The 19,525-nt window shown below is 35.8% G+C and carries 20 protein-coding genes; 14 read left to right on the plus strand and 6 right to left on the minus strand.

Annotated features, from left to right (window positions below; translation table 11 throughout):
- Positions 1–48 precede the first annotated feature (48 nt).
- The gene (locus tag ACVBAX_RS04675) at positions 49–711 is read right to left on the minus strand and encodes a GNAT family N-acetyltransferase (RefSeq protein WP_447116084.1); all 663 of its coding nucleotides are present in this window, start codon (positions 709–711) and stop codon (positions 49–51) included.
- A gap of 137 nt (positions 712–848) precedes the next feature.
- On the opposite strand from ACVBAX_RS04675, the gene ACVBAX_RS04680 reads away from it, so the two are divergent.
- The gene (locus ACVBAX_RS04680) at positions 849–1,298 is read left to right on the plus strand and encodes a hypothetical protein (RefSeq protein ID WP_447116085.1); all 450 of its coding nucleotides are present in this window, start codon (positions 849–851) and stop codon (positions 1,296–1,298) included.
- 67 nt (positions 1,299–1,365) lie between these two features.
- Positions 1,366–2,241 carry an NAD(P)-dependent oxidoreductase gene (locus tag ACVBAX_RS04685; RefSeq protein ID WP_447116086.1) on the plus strand — a complete coding sequence of 292 codons (876 nt, stop codon included), beginning with the start codon at positions 1,366–1,368 and terminating at the stop codon, positions 2,239–2,241.
- 38 nt (positions 2,242–2,279) lie between these two features.
- Here the strand turns inward: ACVBAX_RS04685 and ACVBAX_RS04690 are convergent, their stop codons facing one another.
- Positions 2,280–3,434, minus strand: coding sequence for an aminotransferase A (locus tag ACVBAX_RS04690; protein WP_430773746.1), 1,155 nt, complete (start codon positions 3,432–3,434; stop codon positions 2,280–2,282).
- Between the two features lie 364 nt (positions 3,435–3,798).
- Between ACVBAX_RS04690 and ACVBAX_RS04695 the strand changes: the two genes are divergently transcribed.
- Positions 3,799–4,704: a chemotaxis protein gene (locus ACVBAX_RS04695; protein ID WP_430773747.1), complete on the plus strand. Its 906-nt coding sequence runs from the start codon at positions 3,799–3,801 to the stop codon at positions 4,702–4,704.
- A gap of 45 nt (positions 4,705–4,749) precedes the next feature.
- On the opposite strand, the gene ACVBAX_RS04700 is transcribed toward ACVBAX_RS04695, so the two are convergent.
- Entirely contained in the window at positions 4,750–5,214 is a 465-nt protein-coding gene (locus ACVBAX_RS04700; protein WP_430773748.1) for a YkyB family protein, read from the minus strand.
- A 188-nt stretch (positions 5,215–5,402) separates the two neighbouring features.
- Between ACVBAX_RS04700 and ppx the strand changes: the two genes are divergently transcribed.
- From ppx to ACVBAX_RS04715, 3 genes are all read left to right on the plus strand, one after another.
- Positions 5,403–6,923 (plus strand): exopolyphosphatase, encoded by a 1,521-nt coding sequence (ppx, locus tag ACVBAX_RS04705; RefSeq protein WP_447116087.1) that lies wholly within the window; start codon positions 5,403–5,405, stop codon positions 6,921–6,923.
- Positions 6,924–7,023: 100 nt separating this feature from the next.
- Positions 7,024–9,114 (plus strand): RNA degradosome polyphosphate kinase, encoded by a 2,091-nt coding sequence (locus ACVBAX_RS04710; RefSeq protein ID WP_447116088.1) that lies wholly within the window; start codon positions 7,024–7,026, stop codon positions 9,112–9,114.
- 152 nt (positions 9,115–9,266) lie between these two features.
- Positions 9,267–11,378 (plus strand): putative bifunctional diguanylate cyclase/phosphodiesterase, encoded by a 2,112-nt coding sequence (locus ACVBAX_RS04715; protein WP_447116089.1) that lies wholly within the window; start codon positions 9,267–9,269, stop codon positions 11,376–11,378.
- A gap of 13 nt (positions 11,379–11,391) precedes the next feature.
- On the opposite strand, the gene ACVBAX_RS04720 is transcribed toward ACVBAX_RS04715, so the two are convergent.
- Positions 11,392–12,273, minus strand: coding sequence for a metallophosphoesterase (locus tag ACVBAX_RS04720; protein ID WP_447116090.1), 882 nt, complete (start codon positions 12,271–12,273; stop codon positions 11,392–11,394).
- Between the two features lie 195 nt (positions 12,274–12,468).
- Here ACVBAX_RS04720 and fadH point away from each other — a divergent pair, with 195 nt between their 5' ends.
- Positions 12,469–13,233 carry a 2,4-dienoyl-CoA reductase gene (gene fadH, locus ACVBAX_RS04725; protein ID WP_447116091.1) on the plus strand — a complete coding sequence of 255 codons (765 nt, stop codon included), beginning with the start codon at positions 12,469–12,471 and terminating at the stop codon, positions 13,231–13,233.
- 39 nt (positions 13,234–13,272) lie between these two features.
- On the opposite strand, the gene ACVBAX_RS04730 is transcribed toward fadH, so the two are convergent.
- Entirely contained in the window at positions 13,273–13,896 is a 624-nt protein-coding gene (locus tag ACVBAX_RS04730; RefSeq protein ID WP_447116486.1) for a C39 family peptidase, read from the minus strand.
- Positions 13,897–14,085: 189 nt separating this feature from the next.
- Here ACVBAX_RS04730 and ACVBAX_RS04735 point away from each other — a divergent pair, with 189 nt between their 5' ends.
- From ACVBAX_RS04735 to ACVBAX_RS04745, 3 genes are all read left to right on the plus strand, one after another.
- The gene (locus ACVBAX_RS04735) at positions 14,086–15,300 is read left to right on the plus strand and encodes an EAL-associated domain-containing protein (RefSeq protein WP_447116092.1); all 1,215 of its coding nucleotides are present in this window, start codon (positions 14,086–14,088) and stop codon (positions 15,298–15,300) included.
- Between the two features lie 80 nt (positions 15,301–15,380).
- Positions 15,381–15,611 (plus strand): hypothetical protein, encoded by a 231-nt coding sequence (locus ACVBAX_RS04740; protein ID WP_447116093.1) that lies wholly within the window; start codon positions 15,381–15,383, stop codon positions 15,609–15,611.
- Between the two features lie 234 nt (positions 15,612–15,845).
- On the plus strand, positions 15,846–16,481 hold the full coding sequence (locus ACVBAX_RS04745; protein ID WP_447116094.1) for a DUF3993 domain-containing protein: 636 nt from the start codon (positions 15,846–15,848) through the stop codon (positions 16,479–16,481).
- Positions 16,482–16,496: 15 nt separating this feature from the next.
- On the opposite strand, the gene ACVBAX_RS04750 is transcribed toward ACVBAX_RS04745, so the two are convergent.
- On the minus strand, positions 16,497–16,742 hold the full coding sequence (locus ACVBAX_RS04750; protein WP_447116095.1) for a glutaredoxin family protein: 246 nt from the start codon (positions 16,740–16,742) through the stop codon (positions 16,497–16,499).
- 245 nt (positions 16,743–16,987) lie between these two features.
- Here ACVBAX_RS04750 and ACVBAX_RS04755 point away from each other — a divergent pair, with 245 nt between their 5' ends.
- From ACVBAX_RS04755 to dapD, 4 genes are all read left to right on the plus strand, one after another.
- Positions 16,988–17,224 carry a YkuJ family protein gene (locus ACVBAX_RS04755; protein ID WP_066059865.1) on the plus strand — a complete coding sequence of 79 codons (237 nt, stop codon included), beginning with the start codon at positions 16,988–16,990 and terminating at the stop codon, positions 17,222–17,224.
- A gap of 125 nt (positions 17,225–17,349) precedes the next feature.
- A complete protein-coding gene (gene cbpB, locus ACVBAX_RS04760; protein WP_430773759.1) occupies positions 17,350–17,793 on the plus strand; it encodes a cyclic-di-AMP-binding protein CbpB in 444 nt (147 codons plus the stop codon).
- Positions 17,794–17,861: 68 nt separating this feature from the next.
- Positions 17,862–18,740 carry a LysR family transcriptional regulator gene (locus ACVBAX_RS04765; RefSeq protein WP_447116096.1) on the plus strand — a complete coding sequence of 293 codons (879 nt, stop codon included), beginning with the start codon at positions 17,862–17,864 and terminating at the stop codon, positions 18,738–18,740.
- A 73-nt stretch (positions 18,741–18,813) separates the two neighbouring features.
- Positions 18,814–19,524: a 2,3,4,5-tetrahydropyridine-2,6-dicarboxylate N-acetyltransferase gene (gene dapD / locus ACVBAX_RS04770; RefSeq protein WP_430773761.1), complete on the plus strand. Its 711-nt coding sequence runs from the start codon at positions 18,814–18,816 to the stop codon at positions 19,522–19,524.
- Position 19,525: the final 1 nt, after the last annotated feature.

Here is a 19,525-nt window from a genome sequence, read left to right on the forward strand (position 1 = left end):
TACTTCGACTTATGCCTGTCGGAGCTTACCAAGGCGCTTGCGCTTTTCTTATAAGAAAGGATTTTTCCACTCCATCAGAAGTCCGTAATTTAACGAATGTTCATCTTCTAAATAATCCTTTACAGCTACGACAGGTGTTCTACCGCATCTTAATAAAAAGGTGATAACAGGGTCTTGTAATTCTCCTAGTATCAACTTTTCAACATACTCTTCTACCGAAAGTTGATCCGCATGCTTATGATATCCTGGCATACGCCCTCCTCCTAATAATCGCTCAAGCTTAAGTTGAACCACTGTTTCATACATGGACTGCATCAGCCATTTTCCTAATCCTAGTTTTCGATAAGCGGGTGAAATACAAATATCGACTATGTACAAGGAATTACCATTTGCCGCATGATTAGTAATGTAGCCATTGTCAGTTGCTTCCTCCCAAGTATGACTTGGATGGTTTTTATCAAAATTAGTAATTAATCCTGTGATCGAACCGCAAATCACACCGTCCACTTCTACACATAATGCTCCCTCAGGGAATAGTTCGACATGATTGTTTAACTGTTCTTCTTTCCACCAAAGCTCAGAAGGAAAGGGAGGAGGAAATGCTTCTTGTTGAATCCGTATTAATTCTTGAAAATCGTCTTTTGTATACGTTCGAATAATCGCTTTTGTTGGTTTTGAGGAGTTAAACACATAGAGTTCTTTAAAATACATAATAGTTCCCCCTTCTTTTCCCTGATTTTAAAATGAATCGAGTTGTGTAGTCAAATCTCAATGAATTGTAAACTTTTCTAATTGACCGTTTATACTTTGCATTTCTAGGCTAAGGTAAGTGATAAAGGAGGACGATCATGAAGAAAGCCATTTTCGTATTGTGTTGTTCACTTATTCTAGTAGGATGTGAAGGAAGCCAAAAACAATCGTTTATTAATCAGTATGCAGATGTATTACTTACAAAAAATAATGAACTTCAGTTTCGGTTTAAATTTGATGAACGATTATTTTCTGAAGAAGATATGTACAAAGTAAAAGTCTTAATCGAAAATAAACAATTAGCAAAAGCGTTAGGAACAGCTGAAATTTATTATGGAGAGCAATATGTTCATGATGGAAAGCTACTCCATGTAGGAAAGCAAGAGGAAATATATCTGTCAATGGATCCCATTCCTCTACAGATCGATTTACATACATTCGTATTAGAAGAGATGATTCAGCAAGAAAAAGCGGTCAAGGTACAGATTTTTAATGAAAATGATATGATTGTTTCAGGCTATGTTCAGAACTTTCAATCTCAGCTATAGTCATTTCTTTGAACAAATTGGAAATAAGTGATAAAATACTACTTATTTCTAGCGGGGAGAAGTGAGTATGGAACTGAAGGCAAATAGCACAATCGGATTTGTTGGTTTAGGTGTCATGGGGAAAAGTATGGCGAGAAATCTAGTAAAAGCAGGCTATAAGGTCGTTGCTTATACTCGTACAAAAGAAAAAGCACAAGATATTTTAGATGAAGGTGTAGCTTGGATTGAATCTCCAGAGGCTATTACTGATATGGCTGATATTATCATAACAATGGTTGGATATCCATCTGATGTTGAACAAATTTATCTCGGAGAAAAAGGAATTATACATACGGCAAGTCCAGGTTCTTTCTTAATAGATATGACGACCTCCACACCTACATTGGCAAAAAAAATATATAATGAGTCTAAGAAAAAGGGAATCTATTCTGTAGACGCTCCCGTTTCAGGTGGAGATATTGGAGCGAGAGAGGGCAAGCTTTCCATAATGGTTGGTGGAGATCAAAAGGTTTTTGATGCATTACAACCTATTTTTCAGGTGTTAGGAAGTAATATTGTGTATCAAGGAAGTGCTGGAGCTGGTCAGCATACCAAAATGTGTAATCAGATTGCCATTGCATCTAATATGCTTGGTGTTTGTGAGGCGGTTGTATACGCTGAAAAGGCAGGGCTTGACCCAACAACAGTACTTAAAAGTATTTCATCGGGAGCAGCGGGGAGCTGGTCTCTTTCGAATCTTGCGCCAAGGATTATTGGAGGGGATTTTTCTCCAGGTTTTTATATCAAACACTTTATTAAAGATATGACCATTGCTTTAGATGAGGCAGAACAAATGGGAATGATGACTCCTGGATTATCACTTGCCAAATCAATATACGAGCAATTGGCGGAACAAGGTGAAGAAAATAGTGGTACACAGGCTCTATATAAATATTGGCAATAAATGAAACCCAAGCTCGAAGAAGAGCTTGGGTTTCACTTTTATGACTGATGATCTTTTAAAAATGCCTCCAGCCTATCTAATGCCTCAGCAAGTACTTCCATGGAATAAGCAAACGAGATGCGTATATATCCTTCACCAAGCGGAGAAAATGCACTTCCAGGTACGACAGCAACTCCTCGTTCTTGGACTAATTGTAGGGCAAAGTCAAACGAATTGGTAAACGGTTCTGGTAGCTTTACAAAGAAATAAAAGGCTCCATCTGGTTTCACAACTGACAGATTCATGGTGGTTAATCTCTCATATACATATTCTCTTCGTTCCAAATAGGCTTGTCTCATATCAATTGCATCATTTATGCCTGCAGTAAGTGCTTCTAAGGCAGCCATTTGTGAAACGGAAGAAGCGCAAGAGACATTATATTGATGAACCTTCAAGATATGTTCAGTTATAGAACTAGGAGCAAAAATCATTCCAATTCTCCAACCGGTCATCGAATGTGATTTAGAAAGACCATTGATGACAATCGTTTTTTCTTTTAGAATCGTACCAATTGAGAAATGCTTATGGTCAAATACTAATTCACTGTATATTTCGTCAGCTAATACAAATATTTCTTTGTCTTTCAGCAATTCGGCAATATCGCTTAATTCTTCCTTTGTTAAACTCACACCAGTAGGGTTGGACGGATAGGGTAAGACGATGCAACGAGTTTTATCCGTTATGTAGTTGCTAATAATTTCAGCAGTCATTCGGAAGTTGTTATCTCTTGTATCCGCATATACGGGCTCTGCACCGCATAATTTTATAATTGGCTCATAACCAGGATATACAGGTCCAGGTAATATAACCTCCACACCTTCTTCTAAAATAGTTCGAAACGTAATATCTATCGCTTCGCTAGCTCCTGAAGTGATAATAATTTCATCGTTTGGATTGTAAGATAAACCGTATTTCGTTTGAACAAATTGAGCAGCTGCTATTCGTAGTTCAATGTATCCAGCATTATGAGTATATGTAGTGAAATTTTCATCAATGGCTTTTTTTCCTGCTTCTTTTACATGCTCTGGTGTAGGGAAGTCCGGTTGGCCAAGAGTTAATGAAATCATATCCTTTGTGCCAGCAACCATATTAAAAAACTTACGAATTCCTGATATTTCAATGTTTTTTACTTTTGAATTAACCAAATGTTCCAAGTGATCACTCTCCTATTCGTTTATTTTATCATGTGGAGGTTTGAGAGTGAAAAAATCCTCTTAATTTTCATATTAAAAATAGCTACTAATGGGTTATTATGTAAGTGTTGGAAAAATTGTTTTACTTCATTTACTATTGGTGATTATCAACTAACGATACGTGAATATATTGTAGATTTCATTCAGCATGACTATCATCATAAAAATCAATTAGAAGTGTTACTTTCATAGTCTACTAGTTGTCTAAAGATGGTAGAAAAGTAACATATTTTATGTGAAAGTTAACTGTTAATTAGACCGTTTCATGGTATAGTATTTGTATGCTAACACAGATATTTGCTAGCCAAAAGGGGTCGAACCGTTAATGGAAAATAAAAAAGGAATTTTGTTAGAAAGTGGAACAAATGAACTAGAGATCGTTGAATTTAGTATTGGAAAAAATAAATTTGGTATTAATGTTATAAAAGTGAAGGAAATAATAAATCCCGTTCAAGTTACTCAGGTACCTCATTCCCATCCGCATGTAGAGGGAATCATTGAGTTAAGAGGGGAAGTATTACCAGTTGTGAATGTGGCTAATGCATTAGGGTTTCCTCCTTCACAATCCCCTGAACAGGATAAATTTATTGTTGCAGAATTTAACAAACAAAAGATTGTCTTTCACGTTCATACTGTTACACAAATTCACCGGATTTCATGGGACCAAATTGAAAAGCCTTCAGAAATGTATCAAGGACCTGAGAGTCAAATTATTGGAGTTGTAAAGCTTCATGGTGAAATGATCTTGCTACTTGATTTTGAAAAGATTGTAGTAGAGATCAACCCAGAAACAGGGATTAATGTTCAGCAAGTTAAGAAGCTTGGCCAAAGAGAAAGATCCACGAAGAAATTGGTGGTTGCAGAGGATTCACCTTTATTAAGAAAGCTTCTTCATGACACGCTAAATGAAGCAGGGTTTACCAATATTGAGTTTTTTGAAAATGGAAAAGATGCGCTTCAATATTTAGAAGCCATCACTTCTCAAGGGAAAAACATAACAGATGAAGTTCAGCTTGTTATCACGGATATTGAAATGCCTCAGATGGATGGACATCATTTTACAAGAAGAATAAAAGAAAATAATCAAACGGCAAAATTACCGGTTATTATTTTCTCTTCTTTAATTACCGATGACCTTCGTCATAAAGGACAAATGGTTGGTGCAAATGCACAAGTTAGTAAACCTGAAATAGCTGAATTAGTTCAGTTGATAGACAAGCATATTTTATAAAGATAAAAGGGTGTTCCTAAGTTCAAACTTAGGAACACCCTTTTTTTAAAAATAGCTTTCACCTAGTTTTTTAAAGACAGGTTTCTCATAACCTTTTTTCTTATAAGTAGTATTCATTTCTTCTTTCATTCCGGTGTATTTAGATAGAAGCTTCTTTGCCTGATTAAGAGATAGAACAGCTCTTGGATTACGAATATTATTATCTAATTTTCCTAAGTGTGGTAGACTCTCGAAGTCCTGTTTTGATGGGGGAAGATGAAAGGAGTAGTTTCCACACACAACGAGTACATCTGATTGTTGTTGGCTGTATCTAGGATTGTTCGAGAAGTGTAATCCTTCCTTTCTTGCTTTTCCTTCTTTTATAAGTTTTTGTAAGGCGTTTCGCTTCAACTCGTATAAATACTTTGGATTTGGAGCGGTTTTTGCATGACGATTCACAATGAAGATTGCCTGTGAGAGGTTTTCTATCGTTGGTTTTATGGGAGGATGATGTGTTTTTTCCTGACTCAAGGTTTTGAGCTCCTTTCACTCATTCAAACTACTGTATTGTTATTATACCTTTTTTTAGTTGGAAAGAAAATGGCTCTGAGATGTTTGTTGATAAAAAAACAAGGTACCTGGTAAGGTTGAATGGTTAGAGGAATGTCAAACGTGGAATAGAATAAATATAATAGTGAAAAGTAAAGGAGTTTGAACAGATGAATAAGTGGGCTGTAATCGATATAGGATCGAACACCATACGATTAGTGATTTATATAGAAACCATCAACCATTTCTACAAAGAAGTTGAAAATATTAAGGCTGTAGCAAGGCTTAGAAAGTATTTAAATGAAGAGAAAGTTCTCTCCTGTGAAGGTGTTCAGAAATGTCTAACAATCCTTAAAGGATTTAAAGAAATTATTAACTTTCATGGAATAAGAGAAGTAAAATGTGTGGCTACAGCAACCATACGACAGGCAGTAAATAAGTCTGAAGTTCTTGAAAAGATAAAAATAGAGCTAGGCTTTGATATCGACATTTTAAGTGAGGAAGAAGAAGCTTATCTTGGCTTTTTGGCCGTAGTGAACACTACTGCTGTAAAAGATGGTGTGACTATAGATATTGGTGGGGGAAGCACAGAAATAACGTATTATCAAAATAAGACGCTAGTACAATCGCATAGTTTTCCGTTTGGTGTTGTGTCTTTAAAGGAAAAATTTTCGAGTGGAAGTCGGATGACAAATGATGAAAGAATGGCTCTGAAAAAAATGATCTCTGAAGCTTTTGAATCATTAACTTGGCTGAAGAACAAACAGGTTCCGATTGTTGCTATTGGAGGAAGTGCGAGAAACATTGCTCAAGTTCATCAACATTTAAAAAACTATCCATTAGCAGGAATTCACCAGTATGATATGAGTCCTGATGATCTAAATAATATATTACAAATGATGGCGAGTATGGAAATTGCTGATATTGAAAAATTAGAGGGACTTTCAAAAGACAGAGCAGACATCATCCTTCCAGCCCTTGAAGTATTCGACATGCTTTGTATGTATGTTCAAGCAACACGGTTTATTTTTAGTAAAAGGGGCCTAAGAGAAGGAATCCTTTACAAAGAAAAAAGCGGGGGAAAGAAACCATCTGATTTTATTTTAGAAAGCAGTATTGATCACTTGATAAGAGATTATGGGATTGAGGAAGGCCATTCTGATCATGTGGCATGGTTAGCAAAACAAATTTATTTCGAACTTTCTAATGTGTTCGGGAATACAACAAATGAATATAGTGAGCGTCTAATTGAACAAAGTGCACGCATATATTATATCGGGCAATACGTCGATTCGGATGTTAGCAGCCAGCATACCTTTAATCTCCTAGCTCATCAATCAATAGACGGGATTACGCACAAGGAAAGACTTATTCTTGCCTTTATTGCATCATTTAAAAGCTGGGCACTACTAAAGCAATATTCCACGCCTTTTATAGAATGGTTTTCAAAGGAAGAATTAAAGGATATTCGAATAGCTGGTGCAATGGTGAAGCTTGCCTCTGCTCTCGATTCATCTAAACGTATGCTGGTAAAAAAAATTAAAGTACAAAAAAGACAGGATGAGCTTCTGCTTCGATTATATTGTGAGGGTAATACATTTGTTGAACAGTATCAAGCAGAAAAGCAGATTCGTCATTTAGAGAAGTCATTAAAATATAAGATTACTCTTAATTTCGTCTCAAAAAGTTAAAAGGTACAAATTAACAATTTCTTTACAAAATCCTTTTGATAATTTTGATAAGATGAAAATATATCAATGTCGAATACTGTTGATAAAGGATGGGAGACCAATGAATGGTGAAAGGCAATACAATCTACCTTCCTATTATAATAACCGTGAGTTAAGCTGGTTAGCATTTAATGAAAGAGTACTTGAAGAGGCACTTGATAAGAGTAACCCACTTCTTGAAAGGCTTAAATTTCTATCGATTTTTAGTTCTAATCTAGATGAATTTTTTATGGTTAGAGTTGCTGGATTACAGGACCAAGTGGATGCTGGATATAATAGACCAGAAAATAAAGCAGGATTAACACCAAAGCAACAGCTTGATGAAATTTCAAAGTTTACTCATAATCTGGTGAATACTCAATGTGAAACGTTTACCAACATCCTCCTTCCGGAACTTAAAAAGGAATCTATTTACCTCCTTGCCATTACTGCTTTAGATAAAAGTCAAATTTCCTTTTTAGAAGAATATTTTGATGAACAGATCTTTCCTGTTTTAACTCCAATGGCTATTGATGCGTATCGTCCTTTTCCGATGCTATCAAACAAAAGTTTAAACCTTGCCGTATTGTTACAAGAGTACATAGAGGGCCAGGTGAGTAATCGTCTTGCTTTTGTTCAAGTACCAGCGGTTCTTAATCGTTTTGTTTGTATACCAAGTGACGAAGGTAGCTCCTTTGTTCTTTTAGAAAATGTGATTTGCTATTTTATACACAAGTTGTTTAAAGGATATAAAGTAGTATCTGTAACCCCTTTTCGTATTACGAGAAATGCTGATTTAACGATTCATGAAGAAGGGTCAAGAGACCTATTACTAGAAATTGAAAAAGAGTTGAAAAAACGAAAATGGGGAGCGGCTGTTCGTTTAGAGATTAGTGATGACCATTTTGATAACTCTGTTGTTGAACATATAACTAAAGAACTAGAATTGGACGAAGAGGATATTTACAGAATTAATGGGCCACTCGATCATACATTTTTAGCCCAGTTTTCAAAGCATTTATCAAGAAAAAGAGAGCATTTAAGCTTTGAAGCCTTTATTCCTCAAAAGCCTGTGGATCTTGATTTTGACGAAGATCTATTTACGAAGTTACTTGAAGAAGATGTTTTATTACATCATCCGTACGAATCGTTTCAACCTGTTGTCGACTTTGTTACAGAAGCTGCCAGTGACCCAGATGTCTTAGCGATCAAACAAACTTTGTATCGTGTAAGTGGTGATTCCCCCATTATTACCGCTCTTAAAAATGCTGCCGAGAACGGAAAGCAGGTGACTGTTCTAGTCGAGTTAAAAGCTAGGTTTGATGAGGAAAATAATGTTCATTGGGCGAAAGAACTTGAGAAAGCTGGCTGTCATGTTATTTATGGTATGACCCATTTAAAAACGCATAGTAAAATTACATTAGTAGTTAGAAGAAGAAATCAAACGATAGAAAGATTTGTTCATTTAGGGACCGGAAACTACAATGATATAACAGCCAATTATTATACAGACATTGGTTATTTAACTTCTAAACGAAAATTTGGTATTGATGCAACAAACTTTTTTAATTTTTTGAGTGGATATACAGAGAAACCAAAGTATAATCATATCGTTGTTGCACCATATGATATAAGGGGAAAGTTTATTGAATTAATTGATAAGGAAATAGCCTATCATAAGCTACACAAAAATGGCAGGATTATTGCAAAGATGAACTCCCTAACCGATAAGGAATTGATCATGAAACTCTATGAAGCTTCGTCTGCTGGAGTAAAAATCGATTTAATTATTCGTGGCATTTGCTGCTTAAAACCAAAGATTCCAACGGTCAGTGAAAATATTCGGGTCATAAGTATTGTTGGTCGTTTTTTGGAGCATAGCCGTATTTATTATTTCTACCATAACGGGGAGGAGAAAGTCTATTTGTCTTCTGCTGATATGATGACTAGAAATATGGAGAAACGAGTAGAAATTCTATTTCCAATCTTTGAAAATCATCACAAAGACAGAATCACCCATATATTGAATCTCCAGCTTTCAGACAATGTGAAAGCCAGAGAACAGCATCAAGATGGGAAGTACTCTTATGTCTCCTCAAACAATGAGAATTTACTAAACCACCAAGTAGAACTAATGAAAGAAACCTATCAATTAAGAGAAGATGAAGAATGAGATACAAAAGGGTATCTCTTTTTTTATTATTTTTCAAAAGTTGTCCACTTTACGAAACATCTTGACGATACTATCGATATTTAAGGATAATATAAGTTAAGAAGTTTTCTAAGACAACACACAAATGCTCAGGTACAAACGAGGATGATGGGATGGAGCAGTTTAAAAAGGTAATCTCTCGTGAAGTGATTAATGATAAAAATAGACGTGAAATAGAAGGAATGATCTTTGATATTATCCTTAACCATATTAATGATATGGTGTTCATTATGAAGGTGGACGGAGATCAATTTCGATACGTTTTTGCCAATAAATCTGGTGCGACACATGCAAGGCTGACAGTGGAAACGATGGGGAAAACCTTATTTGAGGTAATGCCTACAGAGACTGCTAAAAGACTTCAAGCCGCATACATGAATGTAATAGAATCAAAAGAAATTCAAGTTCTTATTGATCAATCAACATTAGAGGATGGAAGGCTGGTTCATGGGCAGTCGATTTTAACGCCAGTCCTTAATGAAAATCAAGAAGTCAGATTTGTTGTGTCTGTAACTCGTGATATTACAGAGTTAGAGGTGGAAAAGAGTCGGCTTAAAGTGACGGAACAGCGTTATCGTTCTATTGTGGATCATAATCTGGATGGGGTTATTCTCGCTACTCGTGTAGGCGATATTATTGACGCGAATCCAGCTAGTGAAATTCTATCAGGATTTACGGTCGATGAGTTAAAGAAAAAAACCATTTTTGATTTTGTTGATGAATCTGATGTTAATAAATTTCGAGAATTTATCGAGCATTCTCTCTCGGGGATTTCTTTAGAAACTTTAGACTTCCGGTTCGTTAACAGCAGTAAAAGGAAAATTACGGTCCAATTAAAAACGATACCTTTTACCATTGATAATAAAATTACAGGAATTTATTTGATTTTTCGAGATATTACGGAGCAGGCGATAAATGCTGAGACGATAAAGTTCATGGCATTTCATGACCAGTTAACGGGGTTATATAATAGAAGGGCATTATTACGCGATTTAGATCTACTATTAAATCATTCTGATAGTAATAAAGAGGAACCTTTTTCTCTTCTATCCATTGATATTGACCGTTTTAAACAACTAAATGATTCTCTAGGACATTTTGCAGGTGATCAAATATTAATTAAGGTGGCTGAACGATTAAGTGTTGATCGAACTGATGATTATAAGGTTTACAGACAGGGTGGAGATGAATTTATTGTTCTATTAAGGGGAAATCGTCAAAGCGCGAACCAGTTGGCACAAAATATTTTGAACCGATTTGCAAAGTCCTTTTATTTGGACTCACATGAATATTATATTTCACCAAGCATAGGATTAAGCATGTATCCACAGGATGGGCAAGATGCAGAAACATTAATCAAAAACGCTGATGAAGCATTGTTTCGTGTGAAAGAGAAGGGAAAAGCACATTATCAGTTTTATCGAAGTGATAAAACACAATCATTTGCTAATACCGTTTCGTTAGAGACGCAACTTAGAAAAGCTCTAGAGCGTGATGAATTGATACTATTATATCAGCCACAGGTAGAACTAAGTAGCGGAAAGATCAATAGTTTTGAAGCGCTGATTAGGTGGGATTCAAAGGAGTTTGGGTTGGTCTCTCCAACGGAATTTATCCCTCTTTCGGAAGATACGGGTTTAATTATTCCTATAGGTAATTGGGTCATTGAACAAGCTTGTATGCAAATAAAGGAATGGAATGAACTTTGTACAGAAGAAATTACGATTGCAATAAATATATCAGCGAAACAATTTCAACAACCAACTCTTGTAAGTACGATTCAAAAGGCGATTCAAACGTTTCAAATTAATCCTTCCTTGCTTGAAATTGAGATTACAGAGGGAGTGATGCAGGATACGGCTGAAACCGCTCCAATACTTAAAAGTTTAAAGGACTTAGGGATTAGTATTGCGATTGACGATTTTGGTACCGGGTACTCATCCTTAAACTATTTAAAAAGCTTTCCCATTGATGTTCTCAAAGTAGATCAATCGTTTATCCGAGGTATCCATAATAACGAAAAGGATGCTGCTATTACAACAACGATTATTCACCTAGCAAATAGCCTTGGCATGAAAGTAGTTGCTGAGGGGATTGAAGAAGAAGCACAGGCAAATTTTCTTTTAAATACAAACTGTCATAAAGGACAAGGTTACTTTTATTCAAAACCATTAAGTAACATGGATATTCAACAAATTATTTTTAACAGACCGACCAACACATAATGGGCGGTCTGTTTTATTTTTGTAATGTTTGAAGAGTAAATAAGGTAATTTCAGGTGGAGAGAGAAACCGAAAGGGAAGCCTAGTTGTACCTAAGCCTCTATTTACATATAGAGTCAAAGGATCACTGGTCTGTCCAATTTGATAAAATCCTTCATAATATTTTTTGGCAAACGGGGGCTTAATAATAGCTCCTAAAAAAGGAATTTGAATTTGTCCACCATGACTATGTCCACTTAATTGGAGTTGAACATTTCCTATGTCAGCAGCCTGGTCGGCTAAATCAGGTGCATGTGATAAAAGGATGGTATAAGCATCATCAGGGATGCTTTCCAATGTCGCTTGAATATCTGGCCTGCCTAACATTGCATCATCAATTCCAGCGATATATAAACTCTCATTGGTAAGAAGAGAGACTTGATGAGCTTCATTCAATAAAAGGGTAAACCCAGCTTCTTTCATAACATTTCGATATAAATCTGAACCATAGCCTCCGTGATCGTGGTTCCCATATATAGCAAACGAACCAAATGGAGCTTGGAGATTTTTTAAAATCGGTGCGAGGGAGTTAATTTCAACATACTGATTAGGTGTATCCATTAGATCACCCGTAAAAAGAATCATGTCGGGCTCAAGTGAATTTATTTTATTGACCAATTCTTTAAGTTGGGATAAATCATATTGAAATCCAACATGCGTATCGCTGAATTGTAGTATTTTAAAGCCGTTGAAACCATTGGGAATCTTGGGGTGAGTGATCGTGTGTTTCTTTATCGTTAATAGCTTTGGCTCAATTTCTCGAGCATAGAAGCCACCTCCACCGACAGCCACAATTCCCGTTAGAAAAGTGCCAATTCCTCTTTTCAAAAATCGTCTTCTCGACATTTTTGTGTTCATTACTAATCAACCTATTCTCATTTCTAAATTTAGGACAATCCACTTTATACTAACAAAATCAGGGAGATATGAGAACTAAAAAGGCGTGATTAAATTCTTGTCCATGAAATATATGTATACAGATGTAGAATAAAAAATGATAAAATATAAATGAATGATTGTTCATTCTTTTTTTTAAAAAAAGGGGGATGGAAGATGGAGAGGAAAGTTGTTATTATTACAGGCGGATCATCCGGCATGGGGAAAGCAATGGCAGAAAAGTTTGCTAATAGCGGTTTTTATGTGGTTATTACAGGAAGAGATGAGGAAAAACTACAAGCGGCAAAAAAAGAAATTGAAAAAGAAAATAACCAAGTTCTAACTATAAAAATGGATGTTAGAGAAGTGGAGGACGTCAAAAGAATGGTCGAGCTCACAGATGAAACATTTGGGCGGATCGACATTCTCATTAATAATGCAGCTGGAAACTTTATATGTCCAGCGGAAAAGCTATCTGTGAATGGATGGAATTCCGTGATAAATATTGTGTTAAACGGTACGTTTTATTGTAGCAGCGAGGTGGGTAAGTATTGGATTGGTAAAGGGATAAAGGGATTTATCATAAATATGGTTGCTACATATGCATGGAATGCAGGTGCGGGAGTGATTCATTCAGCAGCTGCAAAAGCGGGAGTACTATCCATGACAAGAACGCTTGCTGTTGAGTGGGGACAAAGATATGGCATAAGAGTTAATGCTATTGCACCTGGACCGATTGAACGAACGGGTGGTGCACAACGGTTATGGGAGTCCCAAGAAGCAGCCAATCGAACTCTTTCAAGCGTCCCGCTAGGAAGACTAGGTACTCCTGAGGAAATCGCTGAATTGGCCTATTTTTTAAGCTCAGAAGGTGCGCAATACATTAATGGAGATTGTATTACGATGGACGGTGGGCAATGGCTTAATCAGCATCCATTTTAAGATAAATAGACAGGCTAGTCGGAACTAGCCTGTTATTTTTTATTGATAGCTTACCGCTCTATTTTTTAATGCGTTCCAAGATTGTAGAAATTGTTGCTTATTCACTTTCACCTGTTTTCCGCCGGATAAAGGATCATTCAAATAAACAAATGATTGATCATAGCCAACTAGAACAACTGCATGTAAATCAAGAGGTGTATCAATCTTTTTATTACCATGCATCCAAGATTCAGGTCTGTCTGGTAAACGGTAATCACCTGTTGTCCACACTACAACAGGAAAGCCCTTTGCAACATGTGCTTCAATTTCATGGAACGGTTTATGGGTTAAATTAACGGCCTTTCCTGGCAGATAAGTATTAATTAAATCAATCATTGGACCATCAAACACCGCATATCCAGCTCTTTGGCCAGTCATATCTCCAACAAATCCTACATCTGGATCTCCCCAACGAATAATATCACCATTTTGTTTTACCAATGGATCATTGTCTTTTTTTATTTTATTGTAAAGATCCATTTTATTTGTATTCACTCCAGCAAATTGCAGCATCATAGCGAGGCTTGTAACCTCACATCCATACCTTAATTCTGGATTTTGCTTGATTAGAGGAACATCCAGTAAAGTGTTACTTTGTGCGAATGTTGAGAAAGGAATGCTCATCACTAAAAATATGGAAAGTAATATTGATTTTATTTTCATTTTGTACCTTCCTTTCGGTGGTTAAGCTTAGAATGCAAAAAAGGAAGGGTGATTATAAGGTAAGGTTTTTGGAAGTGGTTCATGGAAAAGGAATATTAAGCCTTTTTATGGTATAATTATTGAAAAGATGGATGTAAGGAGCGATCGTAATTGGATGCATTGGATATCTTAACTGATCTTGAAAATGTACTTCCTTTTTTTCAACCGATATTCAGTGCGGATGAACACCAGGTTATTGGTTATGAGGTATTAGGAAGGTACTATGATGGCTCGGAGTATATAAGTCTTGGTCCGTTTTTTCATGATTCAAGTATTCCCGAAGAATACAGAACGGAAGTTGACCAAGTTGTATTAAAAAAAGCACTCGATCGTTTTCTAGAGGTTGATGAACACCTCTTAATCTTTATTAACAGAGATGCGGATTTGTTGATGAAGGGTGCAGATGATCCTTTTTTAGAAGTACTGCACGAATACGAAGAGCTTGGATTACCGTTAAATAGATATGTGCTTGAAATTTCGGAATCTAATTATAAAGGTGAGCTTGATCAACTCGATCATTTTCTCAATTATTTAAAGACATTAGGGATTAAAATAGCGATAGATAAGCTAGGACATGAAAGCAGTCACTTGGATCGAATTGGACAGCTTTCTCCTAATATTTTGAAAGTGGACTTGCGTGCCCTTCGTTCTAACCGTTCTTCACAAGGGTTTCAAGATATATTGTACTCACTTTCTCTACTAGCGCGAAAAATTGGTGCAACTCTACTCTTTGAAAACATTGAAATGGTTTACCAACTCCAATTCGCATGGAAAAATGGAGGAAGATATTACCAAGGGTTTTACCTACATAAACCTGCAAAAGATTTTGTAGAACGTACGATATTAAAGGATAAACTAAAGGAAGAGTTTCACCGCTTTATAGCCTATGAGAAAAAGCGAATCGAAACTTTACATCAAATCACAGAATCCTTTCAACTTCGAATGCAGGATTTAGTATCCAAATATAAAAAGCAAGAAAAGTATGAGGAATTTTTAGGATCCTTAACGAAGGAATTAGATTCAATCGCTTTTCGCTTGTACATTTGTGATGAAGATGGCTTCCAAGTATCACCAAACTTATTTAAAGGTGATCAAGAATGGGTTAGCCAAGTCGAATATATGAATAAAAACTGGAGCTGGAGACCCTATTTTTTAGAAAATATTCATAAAATGCGCTTAGAGAAAAAAGGCATATTATCGGATGTGTACAGCGATATTGAAATTGGTGATAATATTCGAACATTCTCTTACCCATTAAGCGCAAAGCATTACTTGTTTATCGACCTTTCGTATGCCTTTCTTTATGACAATGACGGTTTGTTATAATTTGCCCTGTTCATAAAAGAATAAACGAGGACTATTGTGGAATCGTAATGATATGACCAATTATAAAGGAGGAGTTCTCCTTGAGTGCCTATATGTCAATCTTATTATTTGTTTCCATGGGTGTCCTCGTTTTTTCATTAGGATATACATTAGCCGTAACAAGAAGACCAAAGCAATTAAAACCAGAGTCGGATACACCTCTTCCAACAAAGGTCCAATCGCATATATATTTGCGAAATCCGGTTTTTCTAACATATGGGATATTCTTTTTGCTGCTGATTCTAATCATCTTATTTTATAACCTTTCGTAAAAACCTCTATTTTAGGGGTTTTTTGGCTTTTTAGAACATCCTTTTTTATCTTTGTAGGTATATTTCCTTATTTTTTCGCCTTTTTCTTCATAAAAAGTTATATCTGTTGTCACAAAGGGTAACTTCATCTATATAAATGTCAGATTAGCACGTTATTTTACGAACGAATGCGTGCATCAAGGGATGAGATTGTTGTTAAAATGGAAATTATTAAGAGGAAGGGAAAGTGAGCTTATGAGTCGAAAAAAACGGATGCTATTATTGGTATTTTCCATTCTATTCTTTTTTCCTTTAATTGGACAAGCTGCTTCTAAATCAACGATTGAAACAAGAGAAGATGTTCTTGGTTTATTGCATGAAGCGTTTCAGGCACAAATGATGCTAAGTGAAGAAGGAAGAACAGAAGAAGAAGTAAATTCGATATTAAAGCCTTTCTTTACGGATTCCTATAATCAGCTTTTTATAAAAGAAAATATTGTGGAGGAAAATGGCTTACAGTTTACATATGGAACGGACTTTGCACCTTACTACATTCCGTTTTTTCAATTTTCTGATCAAACAGAAGTAATCATAAATAAAAACAGTATTTATGTGTATGAATTTTTTGAAGGGCAAAATGAGGGACCGATAACTTATAAAGACCATTATGAAGCGATCATTTTGAAAAAGGAGAATACAGGGGTATGGAAAGTAAGTGATTATTTATACGACTTTAATCCATCCACAGATATTGTTCCTGAAAAAGAAGAGGAAAAAAAGAGTAGTCTAGAAAAAAACAATCCATTTCAAGCACTATTGATTAGCACTCTTCATCAAATAAAGTTGACCGCGAGCTTTTTTAACCATTACTTAGCAATTGAAAACGAGTAGAGCGTAATAAAAGCTCTACTCGTTTTTGTTTGATAGACCAAGTGCTTCTATAATTCGCTCATGTTCAAATCCGATAATCACATCTCCATTAATTACAATGGTTGGCGTAGAGTAAGAACCAAGCTTAATTAATTCATCTCGAGCGGATGAATCTTTTTTAATATCCTTTAGTTCATAGGAGATATTTTGATCATTAAAAAAGTTTTTCGTAAATTCGCAAGGGGGACAGCCTGGCTGGGTGTATAAGGTAACTTTGTTCATTGTATTCCTCTATTCTTGGTTTATGTTTATTTTGTCGACAATTTTTGAGTGGTTTCTACATTTTTCAAAAAAAACCCTCGTTTTTTATACTTTTCCTTGTACAAATACCCTTCATTATTTTATGCTGTTATTATTGGCATGTAAAGAAGGATGGCACGAATTTTCTGATTTCTTTTTTCGTATAGAAACATGTCAAAAGAGAAACCTAGGAGTATCAATAGGTTTGTTTCGAAAGGAGAGAGAGTATGTCGCAGCTTCAAGGAATCATTACACGTTTAAAAAATCTTCAAGAGCAAGCGAGTTCAGGTGAGCCAGCTCAACGCTTTTTTGAAGTTAATGGAGAAAGAAAGTGTCAGGTTACTTTTCACCCAAAAACAGAAACATTTGAACTAGAAGTATACAATGACAAAGAAAAACCGAAGAGATACCAATTCGACAACATCGATATGATTACTATTGAAATCTTTGATCTCATACAGTAACCACTTATACATAGAGGGACCATTTATTGGTCCCTTTTGTATGTAAAGAAGTTAAAAAGAGCAAACCCTTTCAAACTGTGATAAAATATATATAGCTGAAAACAAGAGATGAGGAGTTTTCGACGATGATAAGTCTTCACAGTGGGGAATTTTTAGAAATCAATATTAGAGATTTAATGATACCATCTGAACGTGTAGCACATGTGCAAGTTAAAAACAATTTAGAACATGCTTTATTGGTGTTAACGAAAAGTGGCTATACGGCTATACCAGTTCTTGATCCACATTATAAGCTTCATGGATTAATAGGTACGCCGATTATTATGGAGTCTATATTAGGTTTAGAGCGGATTGAGTTTGAGAAACTTGAGGAAAAGAAGGTTGAAGAGGTCATGAATAAAGATGTTCCTCGGATATCAATTGATGCTAGTATAAAAAGCTCTCTTGAAACTCTTATTGACCATCCGTTTATTTGTATCGAAAGTGCTGAGGGAATTTTTGAAGGAATTTTAACTCGCAGAACGGTTTTGTTCCACTTAAATAAGCATATAAAAAAATTAAATAAATAAAGATATGCTCCCTTTTGGGGGCTTTTTTCAATTATAATATAAGTAAAACTTATTAACCGAGGGATGTTGTGTCTACACTATCAGAGTTTCAATTATTATCCGTACTAGCAACTGAAATGAATATGAGAAAAGCCGCAGAGAGATTATTTGTTTCTCAGCCTGCTCTTTCTCAAAGATTACAAACGATTGAGAAAGAATGGGGAACGAAGCTATTTATTCGTTCACAAAAGGGATTAACACTTACTCCAGCAGGAGAGCTTGTTATTGAGTTTGCCAACGAAGTATTAGGGAAAGAAGAAAAAGTAAAAGAAGCGATTCACGGACTTGATACAGAGGTATATGGAACGTTAAAAATAGCTGTAGCCTCCATAGTAGGTCAAAACTGGCTTCCCAAAGTACTAAAGAAATACATGAACAGATATCCTCATGCAAAAATAGCTCTTATAACTGGCTGGAGCAGTGAAATTTCAAAGGCACTTTATGAAGATCAAGCCCATATCGGAATAATCCGTGGTACACCTGAATGGAAGGGTGTAAAGATGCATTTGTTCGAAGATAGTCTTTATTTAGTGGACAAGGTGATCACTAGCCCAGAACAAGTATTGAAAACAGATCGACCATTTATTCAATTTAAAAGCGATTCCAATTATTTTCAGGAAATCCAAGATTGGTGGTACCGGAATTTTCAAACCTCACCAAAAAGAACATTAGTCGTCGATCAGATTGAAACATGCAAACAAATGGCTCTGAATGGAATTGGCTTTGCCATATTACCTGCTATTACACTAAATCAGATGGATAACGATATATTTAAAATTCCATTACTTGATGAAGCTGGAATGCCCTTAAAACGGGACACTTGGCTTATGGGATATGAATCTTCCTTTAAGTTAAAACAAGTCCAAGCATTTGTGGAAATAATTAAAGAATTTATTAATGAAAGCTAAAGGGTTCCCACTTGTCTTGAATGCGGTTGTTTGTTAAAGTAATTTTTAGATTGTACAAATTGGAGGGAAAGATATGAAAATGATGGATGCAAACGAAATCATTTCGTTTATTCAAAATAGCAAAAAAGCAACACCAGTAAAGGTATACATAAAAGGTGATCTTGAAGGAGTTGACTTTGGGGCAAGCGCAAAGGCCTTTATCACTGGAAATACAGGAGTTGTATTTGGTGAGTGGAGCGAAGTTAGTGAAGCATTAGAAGCAAACAAAGGAAAAATTGAGGACTATGTTGTTGAAAATGACAGAAGAAACTCAGCTATTCCACTTTTAGATATGAAAAATATTAAGGCGCGTATTGAGCCAGGTGCTGTTATTCGTGATCAAGTTGAAATTGGTGACAATGCTGTTATCATGATGGGCGCATCTATTAATATTGGTGCGGTAGTTGGTGAAGGAACGATGATCGATATGAACGTTGTTTTAGGTGGACGAGCTACTGTAGGTAAAAACTGCCATATCGGTGCTGGATCTGTGTTAGCAGGCGTTATTGAACCACCTTCTGCAAGCCCTGTTGTGATCGAGGATGATGTTGTTATTGGAGCAAATGTTGTTGTCTTAGAAGGAATTCGCGTTGGAAAAGGTGCTCGTGTAGCTGCTGGTGCAGTGGTTATTGAGGACGTTCCAGCTGGTGCAGTAGTTGCAGGTGTTCCTGCACGTGTCATCAAACAAGCGGATGAGAAAACATTATCAAAAACGGAAGTAATCCAAGCATTACGTCAGCTATAAT

The organism is Robertmurraya sp. GLU-23 (assembly GCF_052983275.1).

Coding starts and splice junctions, on each gene's coding strand:
- ACVBAX_RS04675 (WP_447116084.1), bottom strand. CDS start 711: ATGTATTTTAAAGAACTCTATGTGTTTAACTCCTCAAAACCAACAAAA.
- ACVBAX_RS04680 (WP_447116085.1), top strand. CDS start 849: ATGAAGAAAGCCATTTTCGTATTGTGTTGTTCACTTATTCTAGTAGGA.
- ACVBAX_RS04685 (WP_447116086.1), top strand. CDS start 1,366: ATGGAACTGAAGGCAAATAGCACAATCGGATTTGTTGGTTTAGGTGTC.
- ACVBAX_RS04695 (WP_430773747.1), top strand. CDS start 3,799: ATGGAAAATAAAAAAGGAATTTTGTTAGAAAGTGGAACAAATGAACTA.
- ppx (WP_447116087.1), top strand. CDS start 5,403: ATGAATAAGTGGGCTGTAATCGATATAGGATCGAACACCATACGATTA.
- ACVBAX_RS04710 (WP_447116088.1), top strand. CDS start 7,024: ATGAATGGTGAAAGGCAATACAATCTACCTTCCTATTATAATAACCGT.
- ACVBAX_RS04715 (WP_447116089.1), top strand. CDS start 9,267: ATGGAGCAGTTTAAAAAGGTAATCTCTCGTGAAGTGATTAATGATAAA.
- ACVBAX_RS04720 (WP_447116090.1), bottom strand. CDS start 12,273: ATGAACACAAAAATGTCGAGAAGACGATTTTTGAAAAGAGGAATTGGC.
- fadH (WP_447116091.1), top strand. CDS start 12,469: ATGGAGAGGAAAGTTGTTATTATTACAGGCGGATCATCCGGCATGGGG.
- ACVBAX_RS04730 (WP_447116486.1), bottom strand. CDS start 13,896: ATGAGCATTCCTTTCTCAACATTCGCACAAAGTAACACTTTACTGGAT.
- ACVBAX_RS04745 (WP_447116094.1), top strand. CDS start 15,846: ATGAGTCGAAAAAAACGGATGCTATTATTGGTATTTTCCATTCTATTC.
- ACVBAX_RS04750 (WP_447116095.1), bottom strand. CDS start 16,742: ATGAACAAAGTTACCTTATACACCCAGCCAGGCTGTCCCCCTTGCGAA.
- ACVBAX_RS04755 (WP_066059865.1), top strand. CDS start 16,988: ATGTCGCAGCTTCAAGGAATCATTACACGTTTAAAAAATCTTCAAGAG.
- cbpB (WP_430773759.1), top strand. CDS start 17,350: ATGATAAGTCTTCACAGTGGGGAATTTTTAGAAATCAATATTAGAGAT.
- dapD (WP_430773761.1), top strand. CDS start 18,814: ATGAAAATGATGGATGCAAACGAAATCATTTCGTTTATTCAAAATAGC.